Source organism: Ruegeria sp. N4 (genome assembly GCF_056531425.1).
This window is the reverse complement of the sequence record NZ_JBQFLT010000013.1, coordinates 56,430-81,120: the sequence shown is the minus strand read 5'-3', so window position 1 is coordinate 81,120 and position 24,691 is coordinate 56,430. Positions and strand designations below refer to the sequence as shown.

General features: G+C 60.0%; 26 protein-coding genes, 3 tRNA genes and 1 riboswitch. Of the genes, 12 read left to right on the top strand and 17 right to left on the bottom strand.

Going from position 1 to position 24,691, the window contains the following annotated elements:
* Positions 1-123: 123 nt before the first annotated feature.
* The 5 genes from ACR0LW_RS17835 to ACR0LW_RS17815 all read right to left on the bottom strand — a co-directional run bounded on the left by ACR0LW_RS17835 (position 124) and on the right by ACR0LW_RS17815 (position 3,508).
* Positions 124-1,023: a metal ABC transporter solute-binding protein, Zn/Mn family gene (locus ACR0LW_RS17835; protein WP_480883675.1), complete on the bottom strand. Its 900-nt coding sequence runs from the start codon at positions 1,021-1,023 to the stop codon at positions 124-126.
* The gene (locus ACR0LW_RS17830) at positions 1,020-1,922 is read right to left on the bottom strand and encodes a metal ABC transporter permease (RefSeq protein ID WP_480582337.1); all 903 of its coding nucleotides are present in this window, start codon (positions 1,920-1,922) and stop codon (positions 1,020-1,022) included. Before ACR0LW_RS17830 ends, ACR0LW_RS17835 begins: the two co-directional genes overlap by 4 nt.
* Positions 1,915-2,673: a metal ABC transporter ATP-binding protein gene (locus ACR0LW_RS17825; RefSeq protein WP_480883673.1), complete on the bottom strand. Its 759-nt coding sequence runs from the start codon at positions 2,671-2,673 to the stop codon at positions 1,915-1,917. Before ACR0LW_RS17825 ends, ACR0LW_RS17830 begins: the two co-directional genes overlap by 8 nt.
* Entirely contained in the window at positions 2,673-2,807 is a 135-nt protein-coding gene (locus ACR0LW_RS17820; protein ID WP_480883671.1) for a hypothetical protein, read from the bottom strand. Before ACR0LW_RS17820 ends, ACR0LW_RS17825 begins: the two co-directional genes overlap by 1 nt.
* 212 nt (positions 2,808-3,019) lie before the next feature.
* Positions 3,020-3,224: riboswitch (cobalamin riboswitch) on the bottom strand.
* Positions 3,225-3,424: 200 nt separating this feature from the next.
* A tRNA-Tyr gene (locus ACR0LW_RS17815) sits at positions 3,425-3,508 on the bottom strand.
* 116 nt (positions 3,509-3,624) lie between these two features.
* On the opposite strand from ACR0LW_RS17815, the gene rlmB reads away from it, so the two are divergent.
* The 4 genes from rlmB (at position 3,625) to ACR0LW_RS17795 (ending at position 5,921) form a co-directional block, all read left to right on the top strand.
* Positions 3,625-4,398: a 23S rRNA (guanosine(2251)-2'-O)-methyltransferase RlmB gene (gene rlmB / locus ACR0LW_RS17810; protein WP_480883669.1), complete on the top strand. Its 774-nt coding sequence runs from the start codon at positions 3,625-3,627 to the stop codon at positions 4,396-4,398.
* Positions 4,379-4,693 (top strand): hypothetical protein, encoded by a 315-nt coding sequence (locus ACR0LW_RS17805; protein ID WP_170452150.1) that lies wholly within the window; start codon positions 4,379-4,381, stop codon positions 4,691-4,693. The genes rlmB and ACR0LW_RS17805 overlap by 20 nt, the downstream gene beginning before the upstream one ends.
* Positions 4,694-4,799: 106 nt before the next feature.
* The gene (locus ACR0LW_RS17800; RefSeq protein ID WP_480883667.1) at positions 4,800-5,252 is read left to right on the top strand and encodes a YHS domain-containing (seleno)protein; all 453 of its coding nucleotides are present in this window, start codon (positions 4,800-4,802) and stop codon (positions 5,250-5,252) included.
* Positions 5,253-5,450: 198 nt separating this feature from the next.
* Positions 5,451-5,921, top strand: a complete 471-nt coding sequence (locus ACR0LW_RS17795; protein ID WP_480883665.1) for a CoA-binding protein — start codon at positions 5,451-5,453, stop codon at positions 5,919-5,921.
* A gap of 1 nt (position 5,922) precedes the next feature.
* Here ACR0LW_RS17795 and ACR0LW_RS17790 read toward each other — a convergent pair whose 3' ends face one another.
* The 3 genes from ACR0LW_RS17790 to hisF all read right to left on the bottom strand — a co-directional run bounded on the left by ACR0LW_RS17790 (position 5,923) and on the right by hisF (position 7,638).
* Positions 5,923-6,489: a hypothetical protein gene (locus ACR0LW_RS17790; protein ID WP_480883663.1), complete on the bottom strand. Its 567-nt coding sequence runs from the start codon at positions 6,487-6,489 to the stop codon at positions 5,923-5,925.
* A 73-nt stretch (positions 6,490-6,562) separates the two neighbouring features.
* Positions 6,563-6,880, bottom strand: coding sequence for a phosphoribosyl-ATP diphosphatase (locus ACR0LW_RS17785; protein WP_480883661.1), 318 nt, complete (start codon positions 6,878-6,880; stop codon positions 6,563-6,565).
* Positions 6,877-7,638: an imidazole glycerol phosphate synthase subunit HisF gene (gene hisF / locus ACR0LW_RS17780; RefSeq protein WP_170383233.1), complete on the bottom strand. Its 762-nt coding sequence runs from the start codon at positions 7,636-7,638 to the stop codon at positions 6,877-6,879. Before hisF ends, ACR0LW_RS17785 begins: the two co-directional genes overlap by 4 nt.
* Positions 7,639-7,810: 172 nt before the next feature.
* Here hisF and ACR0LW_RS17775 point away from each other — a divergent pair, with 172 nt between their 5' ends.
* Positions 7,811-8,203 carry a DUF302 domain-containing protein gene (locus tag ACR0LW_RS17775; RefSeq protein WP_480883659.1) on the top strand — a complete coding sequence of 131 codons (393 nt, stop codon included), beginning with the start codon at positions 7,811-7,813 and terminating at the stop codon, positions 8,201-8,203.
* A gap of 3 nt (positions 8,204-8,206) precedes the next feature.
* Here the strand turns inward: ACR0LW_RS17775 and hisA are convergent, their stop codons facing one another.
* On the bottom strand, positions 8,207-8,926 hold the full coding sequence (gene hisA / locus ACR0LW_RS17770; RefSeq protein WP_480625700.1) for a 1-(5-phosphoribosyl)-5-[(5-phosphoribosylamino)methylideneamino]imidazole-4-carboxamide isomerase: 720 nt from the start codon (positions 8,924-8,926) through the stop codon (positions 8,207-8,209).
* A gap of 135 nt (positions 8,927-9,061) precedes the next feature.
* Here hisA and ACR0LW_RS17765 point away from each other — a divergent pair, with 135 nt between their 5' ends.
* A complete protein-coding gene (locus tag ACR0LW_RS17765) occupies positions 9,062-9,460 on the top strand; it encodes a DUF2147 domain-containing protein (protein WP_170452135.1) in 399 nt (132 codons plus the stop codon).
* Positions 9,461-9,464: 4 nt separating this feature from the next.
* On the opposite strand, the gene hisH is transcribed toward ACR0LW_RS17765, so the two are convergent.
* Both hisH and hisB read right to left on the bottom strand, forming a co-directional pair.
* Positions 9,465-10,103 carry an imidazole glycerol phosphate synthase subunit HisH gene (gene hisH / locus ACR0LW_RS17760; protein ID WP_480582316.1) on the bottom strand — a complete coding sequence of 213 codons (639 nt, stop codon included), beginning with the start codon at positions 10,101-10,103 and terminating at the stop codon, positions 9,465-9,467.
* A gap of 85 nt (positions 10,104-10,188) precedes the next feature.
* Positions 10,189-10,776 (bottom strand): imidazoleglycerol-phosphate dehydratase HisB, encoded by a 588-nt coding sequence (hisB, locus tag ACR0LW_RS17755; protein WP_480883656.1) that lies wholly within the window; start codon positions 10,774-10,776, stop codon positions 10,189-10,191.
* A gap of 153 nt (positions 10,777-10,929) precedes the next feature.
* Between hisB and ACR0LW_RS17750 the strand changes: the two genes are divergently transcribed.
* A complete protein-coding gene (locus ACR0LW_RS17750; protein ID WP_170452129.1) occupies positions 10,930-11,169 on the top strand; it encodes an Lrp/AsnC ligand binding domain-containing protein in 240 nt (79 codons plus the stop codon).
* Positions 11,170-11,182: 13 nt separating this feature from the next.
* On the opposite strand, the gene ACR0LW_RS17745 is transcribed toward ACR0LW_RS17750, so the two are convergent.
* The 5 genes from ACR0LW_RS17745 to ACR0LW_RS17725 all read right to left on the bottom strand — a co-directional run bounded on the left by ACR0LW_RS17745 (position 11,183) and on the right by ACR0LW_RS17725 (position 16,886).
* Positions 11,183-11,257 (bottom strand) — tRNA-Gly (locus ACR0LW_RS17745).
* A gap of 36 nt (positions 11,258-11,293) precedes the next feature.
* A tRNA-Gly gene (locus ACR0LW_RS17740) sits at positions 11,294-11,368 on the bottom strand.
* A 95-nt stretch (positions 11,369-11,463) separates the two neighbouring features.
* The gene (locus ACR0LW_RS17735; protein WP_480625703.1) at positions 11,464-11,847 is read right to left on the bottom strand and encodes an MAPEG family protein; all 384 of its coding nucleotides are present in this window, start codon (positions 11,845-11,847) and stop codon (positions 11,464-11,466) included.
* A gap of 319 nt (positions 11,848-12,166) precedes the next feature.
* Positions 12,167-15,604 (bottom strand): pyruvate carboxylase, encoded by a 3,438-nt coding sequence (locus tag ACR0LW_RS17730; RefSeq protein WP_480883654.1) that lies wholly within the window; start codon positions 15,602-15,604, stop codon positions 12,167-12,169.
* A 145-nt stretch (positions 15,605-15,749) separates the two neighbouring features.
* Positions 15,750-16,886 carry an alpha-hydroxy acid oxidase gene (locus tag ACR0LW_RS17725; RefSeq protein ID WP_480883652.1) on the bottom strand — a complete coding sequence of 379 codons (1,137 nt, stop codon included), beginning with the start codon at positions 16,884-16,886 and terminating at the stop codon, positions 15,750-15,752.
* 202 nt (positions 16,887-17,088) lie between these two features.
* Between ACR0LW_RS17725 and ACR0LW_RS17720 the strand changes: the two genes are divergently transcribed.
* Positions 17,089-19,485 (top strand): ATP-dependent helicase, encoded by a 2,397-nt coding sequence (locus tag ACR0LW_RS17720; protein WP_480883650.1) that lies wholly within the window; start codon positions 17,089-17,091, stop codon positions 19,483-19,485.
* Positions 19,486-19,891: 406 nt separating this feature from the next.
* Here the strand turns inward: ACR0LW_RS17720 and ACR0LW_RS17715 are convergent, their stop codons facing one another.
* Entirely contained in the window at positions 19,892-20,116 is a 225-nt protein-coding gene (locus tag ACR0LW_RS17715; protein ID WP_170622359.1) for a DUF1127 domain-containing protein, read from the bottom strand.
* A 949-nt stretch (positions 20,117-21,065) separates the two neighbouring features.
* On the opposite strand from ACR0LW_RS17715, the gene mraZ reads away from it, so the two are divergent.
* Genes mraZ through ACR0LW_RS17695 form a run of 4 tightly spaced genes read left to right on the top strand, consistent with a single transcriptional unit; the run spans position 21,066 to position 24,679 of the window.
* Positions 21,066-21,533, top strand: coding sequence for a division/cell wall cluster transcriptional repressor MraZ (gene mraZ, locus ACR0LW_RS17710; protein WP_480883648.1), 468 nt, complete (start codon positions 21,066-21,068; stop codon positions 21,531-21,533).
* Between the two features lie 4 nt (positions 21,534-21,537).
* Positions 21,538-22,530, top strand: coding sequence for a 16S rRNA (cytosine(1402)-N(4))-methyltransferase RsmH (gene rsmH, locus ACR0LW_RS17705; RefSeq protein WP_480883744.1), 993 nt, complete (start codon positions 21,538-21,540; stop codon positions 22,528-22,530).
* Positions 22,527-22,895 (top strand): cell division protein FtsL, encoded by a 369-nt coding sequence (gene ftsL / locus ACR0LW_RS17700; protein WP_170633591.1) that lies wholly within the window; start codon positions 22,527-22,529, stop codon positions 22,893-22,895. The genes rsmH and ftsL overlap by 4 nt, the downstream gene beginning before the upstream one ends.
* The gene (locus tag ACR0LW_RS17695; RefSeq protein ID WP_480707806.1) at positions 22,892-24,679 is read left to right on the top strand and encodes a peptidoglycan D,D-transpeptidase FtsI family protein; all 1,788 of its coding nucleotides are present in this window, start codon (positions 22,892-22,894) and stop codon (positions 24,677-24,679) included. Before ftsL ends, ACR0LW_RS17695 begins: the two co-directional genes overlap by 4 nt.
* Positions 24,680-24,691 lie beyond the last annotated feature (12 nt).

The following is a 24,691-nucleotide window of genomic DNA, read 5'->3' as shown; positions in this document are numbered from 1 at the left end:
GGTGTGGATCGGGTCGCGATAATCATTGGGCTTGATTATGCACTATTGCGACGCGGCTGCAACCGGTTGCAACCTGCCTGAGGTGGTACGAGGCGGCTTGAAAACCGCCTCGACCGGGTATCATCAGCTCGCGCCTTGGGTTTCCAGCGCAGTCAGCAGCGTGCCCAGATTATGCTGGAACATCGCCAGATAGCTTGTGGCCGGGCCACCACGCTCGGACAGGGCGTCCGAAAACAGACGGCCACCGATCTCAATACCGGTTTCGTCCGAGATCTGCTGAACCAAGGCCGGGCTGGTGATGTTTTCAACAAACAAGGCTGCCGCACCTTCGGCTTTCAGTTGGTCGATCAGAACGGCCAGTTCCTTGGCGGACGGCTGGGCTTCGGTGTCGATGCCGACTGGCGCCAGGAAGGTCATGCCATAGGCGTCCGCCAGATAGCCGAACGCGTCATGGGCAGTGACGACAGTGCGGCGGTCTGCGGGCAGGTTCGCCAGTTTGGTTTTGGTTTCGGCGTCCAGTGCCTCCAGCTTGGCGATATACGCGTCGGCATTGGCGGCGATTTCATCTGCATGCTCGGGCATGGCGTCTTTCATCGCGTCCGCCACGTTGGTCACGTAGATCACGCCGTTCAACAGCGAGTTCCAGGCGTGGGGGTCAATTGCACCGTCGACCTCGACCGGCGTGATGCCGTCGGTTGCGACATGCACGGTGGCTTCGGTGCCCGATTCCGCGATCAGCGTGTCGGACCATGTCTCAAAGCCCAGACCGTTGACAAAGATGATGTCCGCCTGCGCCACGGCCTTGGCGTCCGCAACCGACGGCTGATACACATGCGCGTCCGCATCGGGGCCAACGATTGTGGTCACATCGGCCAGGTCGCCCACGACCTCTTCGACCATGTCGCCGAGGATCGAGAAGCTGGCGACGACCTTGACGTGGTCTTCACCTGCATAGGCTGGCAGGGCAACCAGAGCGAGGGATGCCGTGGCAATACCGGCATAGAGGGATTTCATAAGAGTCATTGAGCTCTCTCTTCTTGTGGAACTTGCGCGACGGGGATGTCTTTCGAAACGGACGGTTTGCGCAGCCGTCCGCCAAAACCAAGCGGCCCAAAGATGGCCGAAAACAGGAAGAACCCGCCCGCGACCAGCACGATGGCCGGGCCGGATGGCGTGTCGGGAAACAGGTAGGACAGGGTCAGACCGATCCAGCAGCTGGACAGGGCGAAAAGGAAACCCAAAACCAGCTGCGCCGTGATGGTACTTGCCCAATACCGCGCGGCGGTTGCGGGCAGGATCATCAGGCCGACAGCCATAAGTGTGCCCAGCGTCTTGAACGCGGCCAGCAGGTTCAGAACCAGCAGCAGCATAAAGCCCTGATCGACCAGCCAGGGGCGGCGCGTCTGGGTTTCGAAAAACACCGGGTCGCAGGTGCTGACAATCAAGGGGCGCAGCAGGACAGCAAAGGCCACCAGCGTCACCGTCGCGACCCCACCCACCAGCATCATCGACGCATCGTCAATTCCGAGGATCGAACCGAACAGGAAGCTTTTCAGCGGAACGGCGGACCCGGCTGCGGATAGAATGAATATCCCTACGGCCAAGGCGATCAGGTACAGCGAGGCAAGGCTGGCATCGCTGCGCAGGATCGTCCGGCGCGCCAGCAGGGCCGTAAGGATGGCCACCCCGACCCCAGCAATCAGCCCGCCGACCAACAGCGACATGACCGATAAACCCGCCGTCACGAACCCGATGACGATGCCGGGCGTAATCGCGTGGGCCATGGCTTCACCCGCCAGTGACAGGCGGCGCAGGACAAGGAATGCCCCCACCGGCGCGACCGAGGCCGACAGAACGGTGGTCGCCACAAAGGCGCGGCGCATGAAGGCAAAGCTCCACATTTCGGTAAGCAGATCAAACATGGGCATGCTCCGATGCTGAAGGGTTTCCACGGAACATCCACGAGGCCTGACTCTCGGACAGATACCCCTGCGCGACCAGCCGGTCGGGCGTCAGGACGTCATTCACCGGACCATGGGTCGCTTCTTGCCCGCCCAACAGCAGGGCATGGCTGCAATGGTCCAGAACCGATGACAGGTCATGCACGACCAGCACAACGGCGCGGCCCTCATCGCGCCAGCGGCGGATGATCGTCAGCAGATGCGCCTCCGTGCTTTGGTCAACGGCGGCAAAGGGTTCGTCCAGCAGGATCAGCGGCGCGTCCTGCATGATGACACGTGCGAACAGGGCGCGTTGAAGCTGCCCGCCGGACAGCATGTGAAGCGGGCGGTCTGCGATGTCCAGAACCCCGGCCTCGTCCAATGCGGCGGTCATCCGGTCGCGCGCGGCGCTGTCCAGACCGGACCGAAATCCAAATCCACGCCAGGCCCCCATCGCGGCCAGATCGCGTACTCGGATGGGAAAGCGGCGGTCAAACTCGGTCATTTGCGCCAGATAGCCGATGGCGCCGGGGCGGCCATTGGGCCAGTTCATGCTGCCCGAAAGCGGATCCAGCAGACCCAGCAGCATCTTCACAAACGTGCTTTTGCCCGACCCATTGGCCCCCAGAACGGCCAGAGTTGTGCCGGCTTCAATATCCATGGACAGGCGACGAAACAGCGTCAGATCAGGGTATCCAAGCGTCAGATCGCGGAGTTGCAAGACAGCCGTCATCACAGCACCACGTAAATCGCAAGCCACAGCACAGCCGACACGGCCAAAGCGCCAGCAATCAGCGCCAAAACGCTGAATTCGGTTAGGCAGCGCCCTCGTGCACCCGAGTCGTCATGGGTAATGTGCCGCGTCATCGGGATACCCCATTGGCTTGCGCGCAAACAGTGGTGTTGCAGGTCACCGGGGCAACGGTCAACCGATGCGGGTTGCAGGGTGGAAATTCATTTTTTTGCAATGACAAAAGCATCGCCTCCTTCGCGAGGTCGAGGGCAAAGCGAGTGCAAGGTTTTGGACGGCACAGGCCGTTTGAAACATTGTCATCTCCCTCTGGGACACCCCGCCCAGGTTCATTCAAATTCGGATGGCAGGTCTCCTGACTTGCGGGTCAACGCTGTCCCGATCCTTCCCAGGCAAATGCCCAGTGGACGATCTCGGGTCGCTCGCCGCCTACAGTTGCGGGGGCAGTCACGGAATTGGCCATGGGGCCGCACCGTATTCCCTTTTATCCCGTCCGCAGAAAGCGGTCGGGAACCATCGCGGGCGACAGAACATGAAACACCTTGATTCGACAAGAGCACGTTCTAGAACGTTGTTGTTATCGGACGGGTCGGTTTCGAGGGGCAAAAGAGCTTCGTGGCATAAAAAGCGTGGTTTTTGGGGTGGCGGGTCCGAACGGAGGTCCGCAGGCGAAAAGGCCTGCCAGGCGCAAGTGATAACCGCCCATTGCCTTGATTTCATGTATATGGAGAAGTGGTGGGCGACCCTGGAATCGAACCAGGCGTGCGTCTCCGCGAGGGAGTTACAGTCCCCTGCCACACCTTGCGGCCTGTCGCCCACTGTCAGGCGTTGCACCTGACGTGGAGGCGTGATTACTAGCGCACCAAAGGAGCGTCAACAGGAAAATTCCGCTTTGACGCAGGAAACCGAATTCCCGGCCCGGAGGCCCCCAAAATGAAAAAACCCAAGTGGGTCGTCGAAAAGGAACAGGCGCGAAAAGCCGCCGCTGCAGAGACCGTTTGGTTGTTCGGCCTGCACGCCGTGCGGGACGCTTTGATGAACCCCAAACGCCAAAAACTGCGCCTGATCGTGACCCGAAATGCCCGCGACAAGCTGGCCGAAGCCATTGAGTTTGCAGGGATCGAAGCCGAGATGGTCGATCCGCGCAAGTTCACGGCACCTATCGATGCAGGCTCGGTCCATCAAGGCGCGGCGCTTGAGGTCAAGCCGCTGGATTGGGGCGGTCTGGCTGAAAACTGCATCGGGCGCGAACACCCGCGCGTGATCCTGCTGGACCGGGTGACCGACCCGCATAACGTGGGGGCGATTCTGCGCTCGGCCGAGGTTCTGGGCGCAAGCGCCGTGATCGGAACGCGGCACCATTCGGCCCCTGAAACCGGGGCGCTGGCGAAAACGGCCAGCGGCGCGTTGGAACGTCAGCCCTATCTTCGGGTGCGTAATCTGGCCGACACGATCACCGAATTGCAGGAAATGGGCTTTCTGGTGCTTGGGCTGGACGGTGAGGCGCAAGAGACGATCGAAACCGCCCTGGGCGATCAGCGCGACCGGCCCGTGGCCCTGGTGCTGGGCGCCGAAGGGCCGGGATTGCGGCAAAAGACCAAGGAAACGGTTGATCAGCTGGTGAAAATTGACGCATCCGGCGGGTTCGGGTCCCTGAACGTCTCAAATGCGGCGGCAATCGCCTTATATGCCTCACGTCACCATTGAACAGGAGAGCGTCATTTCCGGACCATCCAAAATCGCCACCTGCTGTTATTGCGGGACCCGGGCTGCGCTGGTTTTGACCGGTAAGAACCGGCACGAGCTGAGCTGTTCCAATTGCGGCGCGCCGTTGCATGACCTGAAGAAGCTGCCAAAGCGCAAGGTAGCAAAGCCCAGGCAGGAACGCACCGCAATCAGCCATGTTGCCCCGCCCAAGACGCGCAAGAAGAAAAAGAAGAAAAGCGTGCTGTATCGGGTGCTGGACGAAGCCTGGGACGTGATCGAGGATATTTTCGACTAAACTGCAACCCAGGCAGCACAGGCGTTCACAACCGCGTCAACAGGGGTTCCCGAAGCGTCAAAAAATTGCACTTTGATACTCTCGATTCTCAGTTGTGGGTTCCGTGATGCTTCGTCGTCGCTCCATCTTTGGTGCAATATTTGCCTTGGCCTTGGCGCCTGCCGTTCAGGCGCAGGATAAACCTGTCTATTTCGCGACCGAAGGGGCTGCGATGGCGGGGTACGATCCCGTGTCCTATTTTGACAGCGACGTTCCGATTCAGGGTCAGCCGACGATTGCCGTGATGTGGAAAGGGGCCGAATGGCATTTCGCGTCGCAGGAAAACCGCGAGCGATTTGAAAGCAATCCGCGCGCCTTTGCGCCTCAATTTGGCGGGTATTGTTCCTACGCGATGGCCAAGGGTGTACTGAAAAGCACCGACCCGATGGCGTGGCAAGTGGTGGATGGCCGACTATACCTGACGCATTCGCCGGAAATCGAGCAGATCTGGCAGCAGGACAGGTCGGAATATATCCAGATGGCCGAACAGAACTGGCCGGTGGTTTTGTACGAGGAATAGGACGGTTTCCGCTTTTTGTGAAAAGTCATCACAAAAAAGAAGGCCCCCTCTTTTTTTCATCCGGATCATGCTTAAATGTCACAGTGACCGCGGAACGGAACTGCCGCGGGTCATTTCACTGTCCCTCGTTCCAACAACTGGCGCCCAAGGCTTCTTGGGCGCTTTTTTCTTTTTGCGGTCTGTGCTTAGGATGCCGCTATGCCTGACTATTCCGATGATCATCTGAAAGGTATCCTGCAGCGCACCAAACGTGTTGCTGTTGTCGGCGTGTCGATGAATCCTGTGCGGCCCAGCTATTACGTGGCGCGCTACCTGTCGCTGAAGGGGTATACCGTGATCCCTGTCAATCCGGGCCACGCGGGCAAGGACCTGTTCGGTCAGACGGTGTGCGGCAGTTTGGCCGAGATTTCCGAACCCGTTGACATGGTGGATATCTTCCGACGGTCCGAGGCTGTTCCGCCGATTGTGGATGAGGCTTTGGAGGTCTTCCCCGATCTTCGCACGGTCTGGATGCAGATTGGCGTCGAACACGCCGAGGCCGCTGCCAAAGCGCAGGCGCGCGGCGTGGATGTAGTGATGAACCGTTGCCCGAAGATCGAATATCAGCGCCTGTTTGGCGAGTTGCGCATGGGCGGATTCAGCACCGGCATCATCTCATCCAAGCTTTAGCTTATTCAGCCGGGTAGGGCCTTAGCCGGGCCACCTGCGCCTGGCGACGCTTTTCCAGAACCACATTGCGTGGCACCCAATCGTATCTTGTGTCCTTTGACAGGGGTGACCAGTACAGAACACCGCCATAGCGCCACGGGTCCAGCACGATGCCGTCATCCATCGGGTCTCCGGCACGGCTGATGATGGCGGTGCTGTGGTCGATTCGGAACGGATTGTCCGCGTTGGCGATGGCGCGATGCAGGGTCAGTGTCTGGAACTGTTCCTGCTTCAGACGTCGTTCGACATCCTCGGCCCAATGCCAGCACAACCCACGCGGGCGCAGCCCCCTGTTGACCTTCGCATTGTGGATCAGGGGCGGGTCGGTGATCTGGTATTCCTGCACCAGTTGCGCGGTATAGGCATAGGCGACCCGGGCGGCGCGGTCGGCCTCTTCGGGATCGATGCCGGGGCCGAGTTCGCGAATTTCGGTGGCCAGACGCTGGACTTCGTCGCCGGTCGACGGGGGAGGGGACGCACAGGCCCCCAACGTCACGAGGGCCAGAACAAAGGCCAAAGCTCTGATCATTCTCATGCCCTCAGGGTTACGGACCGCACAGCCCGATCATAGGGCCGGGGCGGTCGTTCTGAAACCCCGCAGCTTACCCCTTGGGGCGCGCGGCCTTTTCGGCAATACCGCTGAGGCCCTGGCGCCGTGCCAGTTCGGCCAGCACATCGTCTAGTGCCACGTCCCGCGCCGCCAGCATGACCAGCAGGTGATACAGCACATCCGCCGCCTCGGAGGTCAGCCCCGCCTTGTCATTCTTGACGGCTTCGATGATGGCTTCAACGGCCTCTTCCCCGAATTTCTCCGCGCATTTCTCGGGGCCTTTGGCCAGCAGCTTGGCGGTCCAGCTCGATTCAGGGTCGGCGGTTTTGCGGGCCTCAATGGTGGTGGCCAGATCGTTCAGAATGCTCATGTCAGCCTCATCGGAATGCCCGCAGCGGCCATGTGTTCCTTGGCCTCGCGAATGGTATATTCGCCGAAATGGAAGATGGATGCCGCCAGAACGGCACTTGCGCCGCCTTCGGTCACGCCCTCGACCAGATGGTCCAAATTGCCGACGCCCCCGCTTGCGATCACCGGAACATCCACCGCGTCCGAGATCGCGCGTGTTAAAGGCAGGTTGAACCCCGCCTTGGTGCCATCACGATCCATTGAGGTCAGCAGGATTTCCCCAGCACCCTTGGCCACAACGGTCTTAGCAAATTCCACCGCGTCTATGCCGGTGGGTTTGCGGCCGCCATGGGTGAAAATCTCCCACTTGCCGGGACTGACGGTCTTGGCGTCGATCGCGCAGACGATGCACTGGCTGCCAAACTGATCCGCAGCCTCGGCGATTACGTCCGGGTTCGCTACAGCAGCCGAGTTGAAGCTGACCTTATCCGCCCCCGCCAGCAACAGGGCCCGCACGTCGTCCTTGGTGCGCACGCCGCCGCCCACGGTCAGGGGCACGAAACACTGCTCTGCCGTGCGCTGCACCACGTCGAACATGGTGCCCCGGTTTTCATGCGTGGCGTGGATGTCCAGAAAACAAATCTCATCCGCCCCGGCGGCGTCATAGGCCTTGGCCGACTCCACCGGGTCGCCCGCATCGCGCAGGCCCACGAAATTCACGCCTTTGACGACACGGCCATCGGCGACATCCAGACAGGGAATGATACGGGTTTTCAGCATGGGTTGTCCTTTGTTGAGCGCACCTCTACCGGCAAAGCCCCGCCGATGCCAGACTTGTGATTGCCACCCCTCTCAAAGCTGTGAAAACTGTTCCCAAATTCAGCAGGAGATCAATGAGATGCGAAACCTCTTTTTGACGACCACATTCATTTTTGCAGGAGCAGTCGCCGCAATGGCAGACGATATCATCAAGGTGGAAACCGACAAATCCGTGGCCGAGGCGCTGGATGCGCTTGAAGCCGCAGTGGGCAATGCAGGCGCAACCGTCTTTGCCCGGATCGATCACGCGGCAGGGGCCGAGAAGGTTGGCACACCTATCCCGCCCAATCAGGTTCTGATCTTTGGCAACCCCGCACTGGGCACGCCAGCGATGCAAATTGATCCGCGCGCAGGTCTGTTCCTGCCGCTGAAAGTACAGGCCTATGAGGATGCGAACGGGCAGGTCTGGCTGGCCTATGAAGACCCGAAAGAGACCATGGACGAGCTTGACGATGTCGAAAACTCGCCTGTGATCGAAAAGATGCGCGGTGCGTTGAACAAACTGACCTCGGCTGCCGCGCAGTAGAGGTTAAGACAGGGCGCGAATGGCCTCGGCCAGGTCAATCGCGCCATCATAAAGCGCGCGACCCGAAATAGCGCCGTTCAACTCAACGCCGCAGTCGCGCAGGGCGATCAGGTCGTCCAGTGAACTGACACCACCCGAGGCAATCACCGGGATCGACACAGCCTGCGCCAGAGCCGCCGTCGCCTCGATATTCGGGCCCTGCATCGCGCCATCGCGGTTGATGTCGGTGTAGATGATCGCAGCAACGCCTGCGTCCTCGAAGCTGCGGGCAAGGTCAGTGACCTGCACGTCGGTTTCCTCGGCCCAGCCTTTGGTTGCAACCATACCGTTGCGCGCATCGATGCCCACGGCGACCTTGCCCGGGAAAGCCTTGGACGCTTCGCGCACCAGATCAGGGTTTTCAACCGCGACAGTACCCAGGATGACGCGCGCCAGTCCCTTGTCGATCCAGGTCTCGATGGTTGCCATGTCGCGGATGCCGCCGCCCAGCTGCGCGGGCACATCGCAAGCCTTCAGAATCGCCTCGACCGGGGCGGCATTGACCGGCTCGCCCGCAAACGCGCCGTTCAGGTCGACCAGATGCAGCCATTCACACCCGGCCTCGACAAAAGCGCGGGCCTGCGCTGCCGGGTCTTCGTTGAACACGGTGGCTTTGTCCATTTCTCCGCGCAGCAGGCGAACGGCGTTGCCGTCTTTCAGGTCGATGGCGGGGTAGAGGATCATGTCGGGCGGCCCTATCTAAGTGTTACACGCGCGGCATATCGCACAGGCGGGACAGGGGATGCAACGCGACGCTGGGTCATTCTTGCCCACACGCACGCCTCGGGTCAGACTGCCCGCAAATCAGGGAGGTTGATTATGAAGAAACTCACTCTTGCCGCCGGTTTTGTAGCACTGGCCACCGGTGCTTTTGCCGATCCGGTCGATGGCATCTGGAAAACCCAAGCAGGTGATGAAGGCGGTTACCTGCACGTATCCATTTCGGAATGCGGCAGCGCCGTCTGCGGAACCATTGACAGTGCATTTGATGGCAGCGGCAATCAAAACTTGGAATACGAGAATCTGGGCAAGCAAATCATTTGGGACATGGTCCCTGAAGGTGACGGGAGCTATGACAATGGCAAGATCTGGGCCCCAGACCGCGACAAGACCTATAACTCAAAGATGACACTGGACAGCCAGAATCAACTGACCGTCAAAGGCTGCGTTGCTGGTGGTCTGGTCTGTCGCGGGCAGACCTGGACGCGCGTTCAGTAATTGCTCAGGGGGCCCAGGTCAGGAAATTCCCGATCATGCGCAGGCCCACATCCTGACTTTTCTCAGGATGGAACTGCATCCCAACCATTGTGTCGCGGCCAATCACGGCCGTGACCTCTTGCCCATAGCCCACATAGGCCAGCCGCTGCGCCGGATTGCTGACCCGGAAGTGGTAGGAGTGAACGAAATAGGCATGATCGCCTGAACGCACCCCATCGAACACCGGGTGGTCGCTTTCCAGAACCAGATCGTTCCAGCCCATATGCGGCACTTTCAATGCGCGATCTGACGGCTCGATTCGAACAACATCGCCGCCAACCCAGCCCAGCCCGTCGGTTTCTGTGTATTCGTGCCCCTTCGAGGCCATCAATTGCATTCCCACGCAGATGCCCAGAAACGGGCGGCCCTTTTGTTCGACCGCCTCGACCATCGCGTCATAGATGCCCTTGTGCCCGCGCAACTCGGCAGCGCAGGCCGGGAACGCTCCATCGCCTGGCAACACCAGGCGATCCGCACGCGCCACGACATCCGCGTCCGATGTCACGACAACCTCACCCGCGTCCACCTCACGCGCCATGCGCTGAAACGCCTTCTCGGCCGAGTGCAGATTGCCCGACTCATAATCAATGATCGCAGTCAGCATGATACGGACCTGTTCTTCTTCTTGTTCCAAATACGGCGGGGTGAATTGGCCGCAGGCCAAGAGGGGCAGCGCCCCTTACGACCGCCTACAAAGCGCCTTTGGTGGATGGAATCGCATCCGCCTTGCGCGGGTCGGTCTCAACCGCCAGCCGCAATGCGCGCGCGACAGCCTTGAACGCCGCCTCGGCGATGTGGTGGCTGTTGAAACCGTGCAGCTGATCTATATGCAGCGTGATACCGCCATGAGTGGCCAGCGCCTGAAAGAACTCGCGCACCAGTTCGGTGTCGAAATTGCCTATCTTGGGCGTTGGCAGATCGACATTCCAGATCAGGAACGGACGCCCCGACAGGTCCAGCGCGCAACGCACCTGCGCGTCATCCATCGGCAAATGACACTCGCCATAGCGACGGATGCCCTTCTTGTCGCCAAGGGCCTGTGTCAGCGCCTGTCCTAGCGCGATGCCGGTATCCTCGACCGTGTGGTGATCATCGATGTGATAATCGCCTTTGGCCCGGATCGTCATGTCGATCAGCGAATGGCGCGCAAGCTGGTCCAGCATGTGGTCGAAAAAGCCAACGCCGGTCTGATTGTCATACTGGCCGGTGCCGTCCAGATTGACCTGAACCGAAATCTCGGTCTCAGCGGTCTTGCGGCTGATCGATGCGCTGCGCATGGGCGAATTCCTTTTGCTTCGAGGGAGCTTATAGACGGGGTGGGGCGGGTTGATCCAGACCATGTGTGGCATTCGCCGCAAACTGTTGCAGGGGATTGCACCCGGCCCGGCCTCGTGCCAGCCTGCCCGCAAGTCAATTGAAGGACCGACGCCATGTCCACTTGCGTTTTCATCCAGATTCGCTGCAAACCCGGCACCACCTACAGTGTGGCCGAGGAAATCGCGCTGCGCGAAATCCATTCCGAACTCTATTCGACAAGCGGCGAATATGACCTGCTGCTGAAGCTCTATATCCCGGAAACCGAGGACGTGGGCCATTTCATCAATGAAAACCTGCTGGTCATCCCAAACATCGAACGGTCACTGACCACGATGACATTCAAGGCTTTCTGAAGGTTTTGGTATCTGGAGCGGGCGAGGCGATTCGAACGCCCGACCCTAACCTTGGCAAGGTTATGCTCTACCCCTGAGCTACGCCCGCATCAGATACATATGTGTCGGTCCGAAGACCTCTCAATGGAGCGGGCGAGGCGATTCGAACGCCCGACCCTAACCTTGGCAAGGTTATGCTCTACCCCTGAGCTACGCCCGCGCCGTTGAGTGAGGAGGGATGTATAAATTCCCACGCGGGGCTGCAAGTGGAAAATGCGGCGCAATCGAAATTTTCTTTTGCGCCGCCGGGGTCCGTCAGATGGCCAGAACGAAGCTGGTGATGGCCGTACCCAACAGGGCGATATAAGTCAGGATCATCCCGTACATCCGCAGCGGCTGAATCTGAGGCGTGCGGCCGAAACCATAGGCGTGCATCAGGCGTCCGACCAGAAGGGCGGCGCCAAATGCGTGGACCAGCCAGCCTTCGGCCCCCTGAATTTCGATCATTGCCAGCAGCAGCAGGGTGAAGGGGGCGTATTCCAGGCAGTTCTCCTGCGTGCGCATCGCCTTGAGCACTTCTTCCTTCCCGCCATCCCCGAACGAGACCAGGCCCGAGCGGCGATACCGGACAACGAGAAGGCTGAGAACAACATACAGAATGGCGATGGGGGCCGCATAAAGTGGGGTGATCGATAGCATTGGTCCTGTTTCTCCTCGGGCCGTTATGCAACCGCCGGGTCGTCCGGGCGGCTTTACAGGCACGGGGACTAAACAGATCGGTTCAGTTCAGCCAGTCACAGTTTTGTGTAGATGTGGCATGTCGGTCGAATGCGTGCGGAAACTGCCACGATCGTCCTGTTGGACCCGAGGTGACCTGACGATTGGCGGCAGTTGTGGGGGCAGTTAAGCCCTGAGGTAATGGGGTTAAGGCCGGAAAACCGACCCGCGCCGGTTGTACCGAGCAAAAACAAAGGCGCGCCGGTGGCGCGCCTTTTTTCGTCGACTACCTGAATGTCAGTCACTCAAGCTCAACCAACAAGTCCTTGGCGTCAATCTGACCGCCGGGCTGAACATGGACCGCTTTGACAACTGCGTCGCGTTCGGCGTGGATGCCAGTTTCCATCTTCATCGCCTCGATGGTCAGCAGCATGTCGCCTTCCTTGACCTCTTGCCCCGCCGTGACGGCGACCGTGGCCACCACACCGGGCATCGGCGCGCCGACATGGTTGGCATTGCCGGCCTCGGCCTTGGGCCGCGCCTGCGTGGTCGAGGTCACCATGCGGTTCGGTACCCGGATCACGCGGGGCTGGCCGTTGAGTTCAAAGAACACTTTGACCTCGCCCTTTTCATCGGTGTCGCCAATGGCCTGACAACGGATTTCCAGCGTCTTGCCGGGGTCGATTTCCGCAGTGATCTCTTCGCCCGGCTCCATGCCGTAGAAGAAGGTGCGCGTGGGCAGGGTGCGGACCGGGCCGTAAACCCGGTGGCGGCCCATGTAGTCCAGAAAGACCTTGGGATACATCAGGTATCCGTTCAGGTCTTCGTCATCGACCTCCATGCCTTCCAATTGTTTGGACAGATCAGCACGGGTGGCTTCCAGATCGACCGCTTCGACCCCCTTGCCGGGGCGCTCGGTGTTGGGCGTTTCGTCCTTCAGCACCTTTTTGATGATCGACTCGGGGAACCCGCCCGGAGGCTGGCCCAGATTGCCGCGCATCATGTCCACGACCGAGTCGGGGAAGGCCACATCGGTCGACGGATCTTCGACCTGTTCCCGGGTCATGTTCTGGCTGACCATCATCAGCGCCATGTCACCGACCACCTTGGACGAAGGCGTCACCTTGACGATATCACCAAACATCTGGTTCACGTCGGCATAGGTCTGCGCGACCTCGTGCCAGCGTTCCTCCAGCCCGAGGCTGCGGGCCTGCGCCTTGAGGTTGGTGAACTGGCCGCCTGGCATCTCGTGCAGGTAAACCTCGGAGGCCGGGGCCTGCAGGCTGGATTCAAACGCCGCGTACTGACCCCGGACTGCTTCGAAATAGTCGCTGATCTCGCGGATGGCCTTGATGTCCAGCCCGGTGTCCCGCTCGGTATGGCGCAGGGCTTCGACCACGGTGCCCAGCGTTGCCTGCGAGGTGTTGCCGCTGAAGCTGTCCATCGCGCAATCCACCGCGTCTACTCCCGCCTCGGACGCGGCCAGAATGGTGGCGCTGGCGATACCGGCGGTGTCGTGCGTGTGGAAGTGGATCGGCAAGCCGACCTCTTCCTTCAGCGCGCGGATCAGGATCTTGGCCGAGGCCGGTTTCAGCAGGCCCGCCATATCTTTCAGGCCCAGCACATGGGCACCCGCGTCGCGCAGTTCCTTGGCCATGCCGACATAGTATTTCAGGTCATACTTGGCGCGGTCCGGGTCCAGAATATCTCCGGTATAACAAACGGTGCCTTCACAGATCTTGCCGCTCTCGACAACCGCATCCATCGCAACGCGCATATTCTCGACCCAGTTCAGCGAGTCGAACACGCGGAACACGTCGATGTTTTTCGATGCCTGACGCACAAATTCCTGCACGACGTTGTCGGGGTAGTTGGTATAGCCAACCCCGTTTGCGCCGCGCAGCAGCATCTGGGTCATCAGGTTCGGCATCGCCTCGCGCAGATCGCGCAAGCGCTGCCACGGGCATTCCTGCAAAAAGCGGTAGGCCACATCGAAGGTCGCACCGCCCCAGCATTCGACGCTGAACAGTTGCGGCAGGTTGGCCGCATAGGTCGGGGCCACCTTGATCATGTCGATCGAGCGCATCCGGGTCGCCAGCAGCGACTGGTGCCCGTCCCGCATGGTGGTGTCGGTGATCAGCAACTGCCGCTGCGCCTTCATCCAGTCGGCAACGGCCTGCGGGCCTTTCTGCTCCAGCAGGTTGCGGGTGCCCATCTGCGGCTCGGCCTTGGCGGCGGGGGCCTTGGCCTCCTTCAGATCGGCGCGCGGTTCCGGGCGGTCCTTGGTTTCGGGATGCCCGTTCACGGTGATATCCGCGATATAGGTCAGAACCTTGGTGCCCCGATCGCGGCGGCGCTTGAACTGGAACAGGTCCGGCGTCGTGTCGATGAACTTGGTGGTGTATTCATTCGACAGGAATGTCGGGTGCTTCAGCAGGTTGATGACAAAGTCGATATTGGTGCTGACGCCGCGAATGCGGAATTCGCGCAGGGCGCGGTCCATACGGGCAATTGCCGCGTCGGGCGTCGGGGCCTTGGCCGTCACCTTGGTCAGCAGCGAGTCGTAATACCGGGTAATCACCCCGCCCGCATAAGCGGTGCCGCCATCCAGTCGGATGCCCATGCCAGTGGCCGAGCGATAGGCGGTGATGCGGCCATAATCGGGAATGAAGTTGTTCTGCGGGTCCTCGGTGGTGATCCGCGTCTGCAACGCGTGGCCATTCAGGCGCACATCGGCCTGGCTGGCGGCACCGGTGGCCTCGGCCAGCGGTTTCCCCTCGGCGATCAGAATCTGGGCCTGCACGATGTCGATACCGGTGACTTCCTCGGTGACGGTGTGTTCCACCTGCACGCGGGGGTTCACCTCGATGAAGTAGAACTTGCCGGTTTCCATATCCATCAGGAATTCGACGGTGCCTGCGCATTCATAGTTCACATGGGCACAGATCTTGCGGCCGAGTTCACAGATTTCCGCGCGTTGTTCTTCGGACAGATACGGGGCAGGGGCGCGTTCGACGACTTTCTGATTCCGACGCTGGACCGAGCAGTCGCGTTCGTACAGGTGATAAATCTCCCCATGCTTGTCGCCAAGGATCTGCACCTCAACGTGACGCGCGCGGGTGATCATCTTTTCTAGATAGCCCTCGCCATTGCCGAATGCGGCCTCGGCCTCACGCCGACCTTCCAGCACCTTTTCTTCCAGCTCATCCTCGGAGTTGATGGGACGCATGCCGCGCCCGCCGCCGCCCCAGCTGGCCTTCAGCATCAGCGGATAGCCGATCTCTTTGGCCTCAGCCCGGATCGCATCCATGTCATCGCCCAGAACCTCGGTCGCGGGGATCACCGGAACACCTGCCTCAATCGCCACGCGCCGCGCGCTGGCCTTGTCGCCCAGGGCGCGCATGGTCTCGGCCTTTGGTCCGATGAAGGTGATGCCGTTCTGAACACAGGCATCCACAAAGTTGGGATTTTCGGACAGCAGGCCATAGCCCGGATGGATCGCATCCGCGCCGCATTCCTTGGCCACCCGGATGATCTCGTCAATCGACAAATAGGCCGCGACCGGTCCCATGCCTTCGCCAATGCGATATGCCTCATCCGCCTTGAAACGGTGCAGGCCCAGCTTGTCTTCTTCGGCAAAGACGGCGACGGTGCGTTTGCCCATCTCATTGGCTGCGCGCATGACGCGGATAGCGATTTCGCCGCGGTTGGCGATCAGGATCTTGTTGAAGTCGGTCATTTTAGGTCCCGGTCATTTAGGTGTGGCCGTTTAATAGGCGGACAATACGCGTACGTATATCAGTCGTTCTGGGTAGAACCGGCATGTTATCGCTCGCAAACGCCGCCTTATGGCGGTTTCTCTTTAGCGTTGCTGCGGCGCAGCATCAATCGCAGAGTTGACCTTGCGGCACCTGATCCGGCGAAGCGATGCCCATTTGTCCCATATTGGCCAGCAAATCCTGCCGCAGAATGTCGATCACATGGGTCGGACCCTGCGCGCCAAGGGCCGCAAGCCCATACAGAAACGCCCGCCCCAGCATGACAAAATCCGCACCTTTGGCCATGGCGCGCAGAATGTCCAAACCACCCTCGACGCCGCTGTCGAAAATCAGCGGCAGGCTGCAGGCGGCGCGAATCTCGGGCAGCACGTCGATGCTGGCCGGTGCAGCGTCAAACTGGCGTCCGCCGTGGTTCGAGACCCAAAGCGCATCCACACCTGTTTTCTCAAGCCGTTCCGCATCTTCGGGTCGTAATACGCCCTTCACGATAAACGGCCCGTCCCAATGATCGCGCAGCCATTTGACATAATCCATGTCTGGCGAGGTACGCAGCAGATACCCGATATGGGCGGTTGGGGGCAGGGTCTGCTGGCCATCGATATACTTGTCCAGGGTCCGCATCCTGGGCGTTCCGTGCCGCCACATGCCCATGGCCCAGGCCGGGCGCATCGCAACCTGAGCCAGCAATCGCGGCGTCAGACGCGGCGGCTGCGTCAGGCCCGAGCGTGTCTGACGCTCGCGCCGCGACGCAACCGGCACATCGGCGGTCAGAACCAGAGTCTTGAACCCGGCGGCACGTGCGCGGGCCAGCACATCGCTGCGAATCTCGGGGTCTTTGGGCGGGTAGAGTTGAAACCACGCGTTCCGGCCCAGATGCGGCGCCATATCCTCGGGCGATTGGCTGGCAACGGTTGACAGGGTGAACGGCAGGCCAGCCTGCGCGGCTGCGCGCGCCAGCAGTGCTTCGGCATTCGGCCAGATCAGGCCGCACATCCCGATCGGAGCGATTCCAAAAGGCAAGGCGCAGGTCTGCCCCAAAAGCTCGACCTGTGTGTCGAACGTTAACTCTCCATGCAGGATCGAAGGGTAAAGTCGCACATCGTCCAGCGCCTGCCGGTTGCGGTGCAGAGTGGATTCCGTTCCGGTGCCACTGTCCACATATTCCCAGACAAAATGCGGCAACCTGCGCCGGGCGCGGCGTTTCAGATCCGGGATGCCGGGATACATGCTGTGCAAATCCATGCGGATTGATCCGACCTGCACGGCGATTCGGCAAGGGTTTGGGCGTTGCAGGTCCTTCGACGCGCCTTGGCCGATCCAAATGAGCCGTTCGAAGCGCGCGTTACGCCGCCTGTTCAGTGTGTGTTAAGAAAGTTGAAAGCGCGTGTGAACAAGCCGTGAACAAACTCTTTCCCTTGGCACGCATCCGGCGTAGTTTGAAGCCATGAGCAGTTTTGACGAAATGGACGCCTTCGAGGGCGCATCGCTGTCGCAACGAGCCATGGCCGCGCGGCCAGCGCCGTATCTGGATGACCTGAACCCGGCCCAGCGCGAAGCGGTTGAGCGGTTGGACGGGCCCGTCCTGATGCTGGCAGGCGCGGGGACCGGGAAAACCAAGGCCCTAACGACCCGGATTGCGCATTTGCTGACCACCGGGAAAGCGCGTCCAAATGAGATTCTGGCAGTAACTTTCACCAACAAAGCCGCACGCGAGATGAAAGAGCGTGTGGGGCGACTTCTTGGGCAACCAGCCGAGGGCATGCCCTGGTTGGGCACTTTCCACGCCATCTGCGTCAAGCTACTGCGGCGGCATGCCGAACTGGTCGATCTGAAATCGAACTTCACCATTCTGGACAGCGACGACCAACTGCGCCTGCTCAAGCAGTTGGTGCAGGCCGCCAATATCGACGACAAACGCTGGCCTGCGCGGATGCTGGCCGGAATTATCGATGATTGGAAAAACCGCGCCCTGACGCCAGACAAGGTGCCCACGGCGGATGCAGGAGCCTATAACAACAAGGGCATCGAGCTGTACGCGCAATACCAGACCCGCTTGCGCGAATTGAATGCGGTGGATTTTGGCGACCTGCTGTTGCACATGGTCACGATCTTCCAGACTCACCCGGACGTTCTGGAACAATACCAACGCTGGTTCCGCTACATCCTTGTGGACGAGTATCAGGACACCAACGTCGCCCAGTACCTCTGGCTGCGTTTGCTGGCCGGGGGGCACAAGAATATCTGCTGCGTGGGTGACGACGACCAGTCGATCTATGGCTGGCGCGGGGCCGAGGTGGGCAATATCCTGCGGTTCGAGAAGGATTTTCCGGGCGCTTATGTGGTGCGGTTGGAGCAGAACTACCGCTCGACCCCGCATATTCTGGCTGCTGCGTCGAATGTCATTCGGGGCAACGAAGGCCGTCTGGGCAAAGAGTTATGGACAGCCGAAGAAGAGGGCGAAAAGGTTCGCTTGATCGGCCATTGGGATGGCGAGGAAGAGGCGCGCTGGATCGGCGAGGAAATTGACGCGATGCAGGGCGGCACGCGCGGCGTGCGTCCAATGAACCTCGATGAGATTGCTATTCTGGTCCGCGCCTCGCATCAGATGCGGGCGTTTGAGGATCGGTTTTTGACCATTGGTCTGCCCTACAAGGTGATCGGCGGCCCTCGGTTCTATGAACGGATGGAGATTCGCGATGCCATGGCCTATTTCCGGCTGGTGGTCAGCCCCGAGGACGATTTGGCGTTTGAGCGGATCGTGAACACGCCCAAACGGGGCCTTGGCGACAAGGCGCAGCAGACGATTCAGGTTGTCGCTCGCGAGAACGGGGTGTCTCTGGTCGATGGTGCGCGGATCGCGGTCGATAACGGCCTGATCAAGGGCAAAGGCGGCAAGGCGCTGCGTGAACTGATCGATGGTCTGGCGCGCTGGAATGCGATGACGCGGGGCCCTCGGATTGAGGTCGATGATGACTCGGTTATCGACGATGGCGTGTCGCCGATCCGCTATGGCGCGCCCGAGCATACGCACATCGAACTGGCTCAGATTGTTTTGGACGAATCCGGCTATACCGGTCACTGGCAGAACGACAAAACACCCGAAGCGCCGGGACGGCTGGAAAACCTCAAGGAACTGGTCAACCAACTGGACAATTTCGAGAACCTGCAAGGGTTTTTGGAACATGTCAGCCTGGTCATGGATAATGAGCAGGACTCGGATGGGGCCAAGGTTTCCATCATGACGCTGCACGCGGCCAAGGGGCTGGAGTTTCCCGCGGTGTTCCTGCCGGGGTGGGAGGATGGTCTGTTCCCCTCGCAACGGTCGATGGACGAATCGGGGATCAAAGGCCTCGAAGAAGAACGTCGCTTGGCATACGTGGGCATCACTCGTGCGGAAGAGGTTTGTATGATTTCTTTTGCGGCCAATCGGCGGGTGTTCGGGCAGTGGCAGAACTCGATGCCGTCGCGGTTCATCGACGAATTGCCCGAGGATCATGTGGAGGTGCTGACGCCTCCGGGGCTGTATGGCGGTGGTCAAACCACGGCAGGCATCGAAACCCGCGCGGCGGAGGCGAATGTTTATAACTCGCCGGGCTGGAAGCGGATGCAGGCGCGGCAGGGCCAGTATGGTATGTCGCAACCGCGCGAGAGCCGGAATACGGTGATCGATGCCACGGCTGTGGCCAGTTTCACTCTGGGTGAAAGGGTCTTTCACCAGAAATTCGGCTATGGCGGTGTGGTTGGCATCGAAGGCGACAAGGTCGAGGTCGAGTTTGACAAGGCCGGGACGAAGAAGGTTGTTTCCCGGTTCCTGTCTGCCAAGGACGACGTGCCGTTTTGATCTTTTGCGAGGCTCTGCCTCGCGCTCCGAGGTATTTTTGAACAGAAGAAGCAGGGGCGTTCGCGCCCCTTTTTGCCGTGCGAAAAAGAAAAGCGGCGGTTCCCAGGGAGGAGGAGGGGGAACCGCCGCTCTTTGCAACATCAGAGCAGGGAGGAGGAGAGCCCTGATGTATCAGCGCCCGGGTTTGAGCCCGGTATGAGTACGACGCGGCGACGTCAGGGAGGAGAAGGACGTCGCCGCGCGCTTTCAACATCAGGGCAGGGAGGAGGAGAGCCCCGATGTATCAGTTTCCGGCGTTCAGGGCCGGAATAAGGTGCGGCAGCGTCAGGGAGGAGGAGAGACGCTGCCGCTGATTACAGACCCTAAAGGGAGGAGGAAGGGTCTGATCTCGGGTGTTTCGGTGCGCTTAGCGCGCGGTATAGTCGTCAGCCGCCTGCATCGCTACGCGGCGGATCATCGAGCGGTGCAGACCCAGATCGGCCAGCTCGCGGTTGGACAGGCCGGACAGTTCGTTGACCGTCTGGCGGTACATGCGGTGACGGGCAAAGCGGGTTTTGGCGGCTTCGATCAGCGCGCTTAGCCCGCTTGTGTGTGCGCCCTTCAGTGCGGTGGAATTTGCTGCAACAGCCATGTGCTTTACTCGGTCTCGTGTGTCTGTGCCGGTATTGTCCGGCGCTTGCTTGAGACTGAAAATAGGCAAATGCTGCGATTGCACAATACCGGGCAACGTCAATGCTGCTATGCAGCAAATGCATAGATATCAGAATGTTGAGCGGGCACCTGTAGATTCCCCTTATAAATATGGGTTTTGGACACGCCTTTGCTTGTGGTTTGCGAAGCGGAAAAAAGTTACCGCAAGCATTCGCCATATGTTTGAGCGCTAACTTGGAAAATTTGTGCGTTGAAAAGCCCAAGATTTCAGCAGCGCCCGCCTGTTTGGGACTGTGACGGCCCCCACTTGGGAATTCATGGGATGTTCTGTGGATTGATGGTCCAAGCAAGACTGCCGTGGATTTTGAGGTCATTGATTCGGGATTGGTGTCACGGTTTTTGGGCGATATTTCCGGAAAGCCGGGGTAATTCTGAAAAAAGTTGGGAAATCGTGGGAAGTCTCTTCCGCTTATAGAAATTGGAACATATGGGTACATGGATGCCCGGCTTGTCTATATGCAGTGTATATACGCCTGTGAATCATAGTGATATGATGGTCGCATCGCAGCTTGACGAACGCAGTGACCAAATTTTCCAGTTGATTTCCATGATTTCCCATGTCATCCCTTATTCATCCGATGAGGACGAGGCAGCAGGGGCACAAAACGACCCCAACCAATAATAACCAGGTTTCATACAGGCATCTCGCTTTCATCAATCAAGAGATCCGGCGCGCGGGCGAGCAGACATCCCCCCAGGTGGCGCGTGCAGCTGGACATCCCGCAAAGCGGGTCAATGCGGCGGGTTGATCAGTGGCAGCAGATCAACCCGCCGTTTTTCATCCGGGGGGAGCGTGAATTTGAGGTGGGGCGCAAGCGAAAGGGACAGTCGTCTTGGCGCGCAGGTTTAGAGGTGAAAGCCACCATAAGGTGGACACGAAGGGCAGGGTCTCGATCCCGGCCTCGTTTCGCCGTGTGCTTGAAGCGTCCGATCCCAACTGGCAGCCCGGTGACAATCCTGAGCTTGTGATTGTCTATGGCGATCACCGCCGCAAATACCTTGAATGTTATACGATGCAGGCGATTGACGAGGTTGATGCCAAGATCGATGCGCTGCCGCGTGGTTCGATGGAGCGCAAGATGTTGCAGCGCATGTTCCACGGTCAATCCTTCCCGACCAATGTGGACGAAACCGGGCGGCTGGTGCTGCCTGCAAAGCTGCGCAACAAGATCGACCTTGAGAATGAGGCGTTTTTTATCGCCGCCGGTGACACCTTCCAGATCTGGAAGCCCGAGACCTATGAGGTCGAGGAACTGGCCAAGGCCGAAGAGTGGATGGACGATCTGCCCGACGATTTCGACCCGATGGTCTATCTCGATGGCATCGGGGACGCGTGACGGCATGCCCGGCGCTGAGACCCCTTCCGACAAACCTCATATCCCTGTTCTGTTGCGCCCGTTGCTGGGCGCGGTGGCGCCGGTTTCAGGCGTGTGGTTGGACGGAACCTTCGGCGCGGGCGGGTATACGCGTGGCTTGTTGGAGGCCGGGGCTGACAAGGTCATCGGGGTGGACCGCGATCCGCTGGCGTTTGAGATGGCGGCGGGTTGGGCAGCCGAATATGGTGACCGGCTGGTGATGCAACCCGGCGTGTTTTCCCGGATGGACGAATATGCCGAAGGTCTGGATGGCGTTGTGCTGGACCTCGGGGTGTCGTCCATGCAGTTGGATCAGGCCGAGCGTGGGTTTTCCTTCATGAAGGACGGGCCGCTGGACATGCGCATGAGCCAGGAGGGCGAAAGCGCCGCCGATCTGGTGAATGAGGCGACCGAGGCGCAACTGGCCGATATTCTGTTTCATTACGGTGAAGAACGCGCCAGCCGTCGGATTGCCAAGGCGATTGTCAAAGCGCGGGACGAGGAACCCATCACCACAACCCTGCGTCTGACAGAGATCATAGAATCCTGCCTGCCGCGCCCGAAGCCGGGGCAATCCCATCCTGCAACGCGCAGCTTTCAGGGGCTGCGGATCGCGGTGAACGCGGAATATGAAGAACTGTTTCAGGGCCTCATGGCCGCGGAACGGGCGTTGAAGCCGGGCGGGCAACTGGCTGTTGTCACCTTCCATTCCATCGAAGACCGCATGGTCAAACGGTTCTTTCAGTCCCGCGCGGGCAAAACCGGTCGGGCAAACCGCTATGCGCCCGAAATGGAACAGGAATTGCCGCAATTCACTTTGAAAACCCGAAAGGCCGTGGGGCCGGATGATCAGGAATTGCAGGAAAATCCGCGCGCGCGGTCGGCCAAGCTGCGTGTTGCGGTGCGAACCGAGGCTCCGGCGGGGGAAATTGACGCCCGCGCGATTGGGATGCCGCAATTGGGGGGAAGGGCAAGATGAAGAGTGTTTTGTATGTGTTGACCGCTCTGTCCGTGTTCGGATTGGCGCTTTGGGCGTATCAGGAAAATTACCGCACCCAGCAGGTGCTGAAAGAAACGCAGAAATTGCAGCGTGAGATCGGCATGGCGCAGGTGCGTCTGGCGGTTCTGAACGCCGAATGGGCCTATCTGAACCGTCCTGACCGGTTGCGCGAACTGGCGGATCTAAATTTCGAACGTCTGGGTCTGCTGCCCCTGCGGGCCGAGCAGTTTGGGCGTGCCGATCAGATCGCATATGCCGAAGACCCTGATCTGCCCATCGTGGATCCGATTGAATTGCAGGCGATTACTGACTTGCAGGCATTGGGCGAGGTGCAGATTCCATGACACGCACACCGCTCCGCCCCCTGGCCCGTGTTCTGGATGCGCGCGCACGCGGCGAGAACCCGAAAGTCATTGAACGCGAGAACATCCGTCAGCGTCATGAACAGATGAAAGACCGCGCCCGCGCCCGCGCCGAGGGTCGCCTGCTGGTGCTGGGCCTGTTCTTTTTCTGCGCCTTCTCGGTTGTTGGCTTCCGGATGGGCATGTTGGCGACCTCCGAGGCGCAGGAACCGCTGGCCAGCGCGCCGGGGGCGGCGATTGCCATGCAGCGTGCCAATATTGTGGATCGTGAGGGTCGGATTCTTGCGACCAATCTGGACACCTATTCGGTCTACGCCCAACCACCCCTGATGATCGATCCGATTGCGGCGGCGGATCAGTTGGTGGCGATCTTCCCCGATCTGGACAAAGAACGTCTGGTCAAGGATTTCACCGGCGAACGCAAATTTCTGTGGATCAAGAAGCGCATCTCGCCCGAGCAGAAGCAGGCTGTCCATGACATTGGCGATCCGGGCATCCTGTTTGGTCCGCGTGAAATGCGGCTGTACCCGAACGGTAAACTGGCCGCGCATATTCTGGGTGGCTCGGGCTTTGGTCGCGAGGGCGTGAGTGCTGCAGAAGTGATCGGCGTTGCTGGTGTCGAGAAGAAATTCGACGATTATCTGCGCGATCCGGCCAACGGCAACAAGCCGTTGCAACTGTCGCTGGACCTGACCATTCAGGCCGCGGTCGAGCAGGTGCTGTATGGCGGCATGAAGATCATGAACGCCAAGGGGGCTTCGGCCGTTCTGATGAATGCGCATACGGGTGAGGTGGTCTCGGCCGCGTCGCTGCCGTCCTTCGACCCCAATGACCGCCCGCGCCCGCCGACCTCGGGCTTTGATCCGTCGGACAGCCCGCTGTTCAACCGCTATGTGCAGGGCGTGTACGAACTGGGCTCGGTCTTCAAGATCTTCACCGCCGCGCAGGCCGTGCAGCTTGGGTTGGTGAACTCCGAGACCATTATCGACACCTCGGGGCCGATGAAAATCGGTCGCTTCCCGATTGGTGAGTTCAACGGCAAAAATTATGGCAAGATCAGCGTTGCGGATGTGATCGTCCATAGCTCGAACCGGGGAACCGGGCGCTTGGCCTTGCAGATTGGTTCCAAACGCCAGCAGGAGTTTCTGCAGACTCTGGGCATGTTTGAACCCACACCGTTCGAGATTGTCGAGGCCGCCGGGGGCGCGCCGCTCAAGCCCAAGAAATGGGGTGAGTTGAGCACGGTGACCATTTCCTATGGCCATGGCCTGTCGACCAGCCCGATGCATCTTGCGGCGGGGTATGCGGCAATTGCCAATGGCGGGCATTATGTCAGCCCGACGATCCTGAAGAAAAACGGCCCGCAATACGGCCCGCGCGTGCTTTCCGACAGCGCCGCGTCGCAGGCGCAGAAGATGCTGCGCAAGGTGGTGACCGACGGCACCGCCAGCTTTGGCGATGTCAAAGGCTATGACGTTGCGGGCAAGACCGGAACAGCGGATAAACCCAAGCCGCGCGGCGGGTATTACGATGACAAGGTGATTGCGACTTTTGCCACAATCTTTCCGGCCTATGATCCAAAATACGTGCTGATCGTCACGCTGGATGAACCGTCAATCGTGGCTTATGGCGAAAAGCGCCGCACCGCAGGCTGGACGGCTGTCCCGGTTGCGGCTGAGCTGATCGGGCGGGTTGCCCCTTTGCTGGGCCTGCGTCCCCGGCTTGAGCCTGAGGCGGGCGCTGCTATAACCCTGACCTCGAATTAGGGTGCCAGAGAA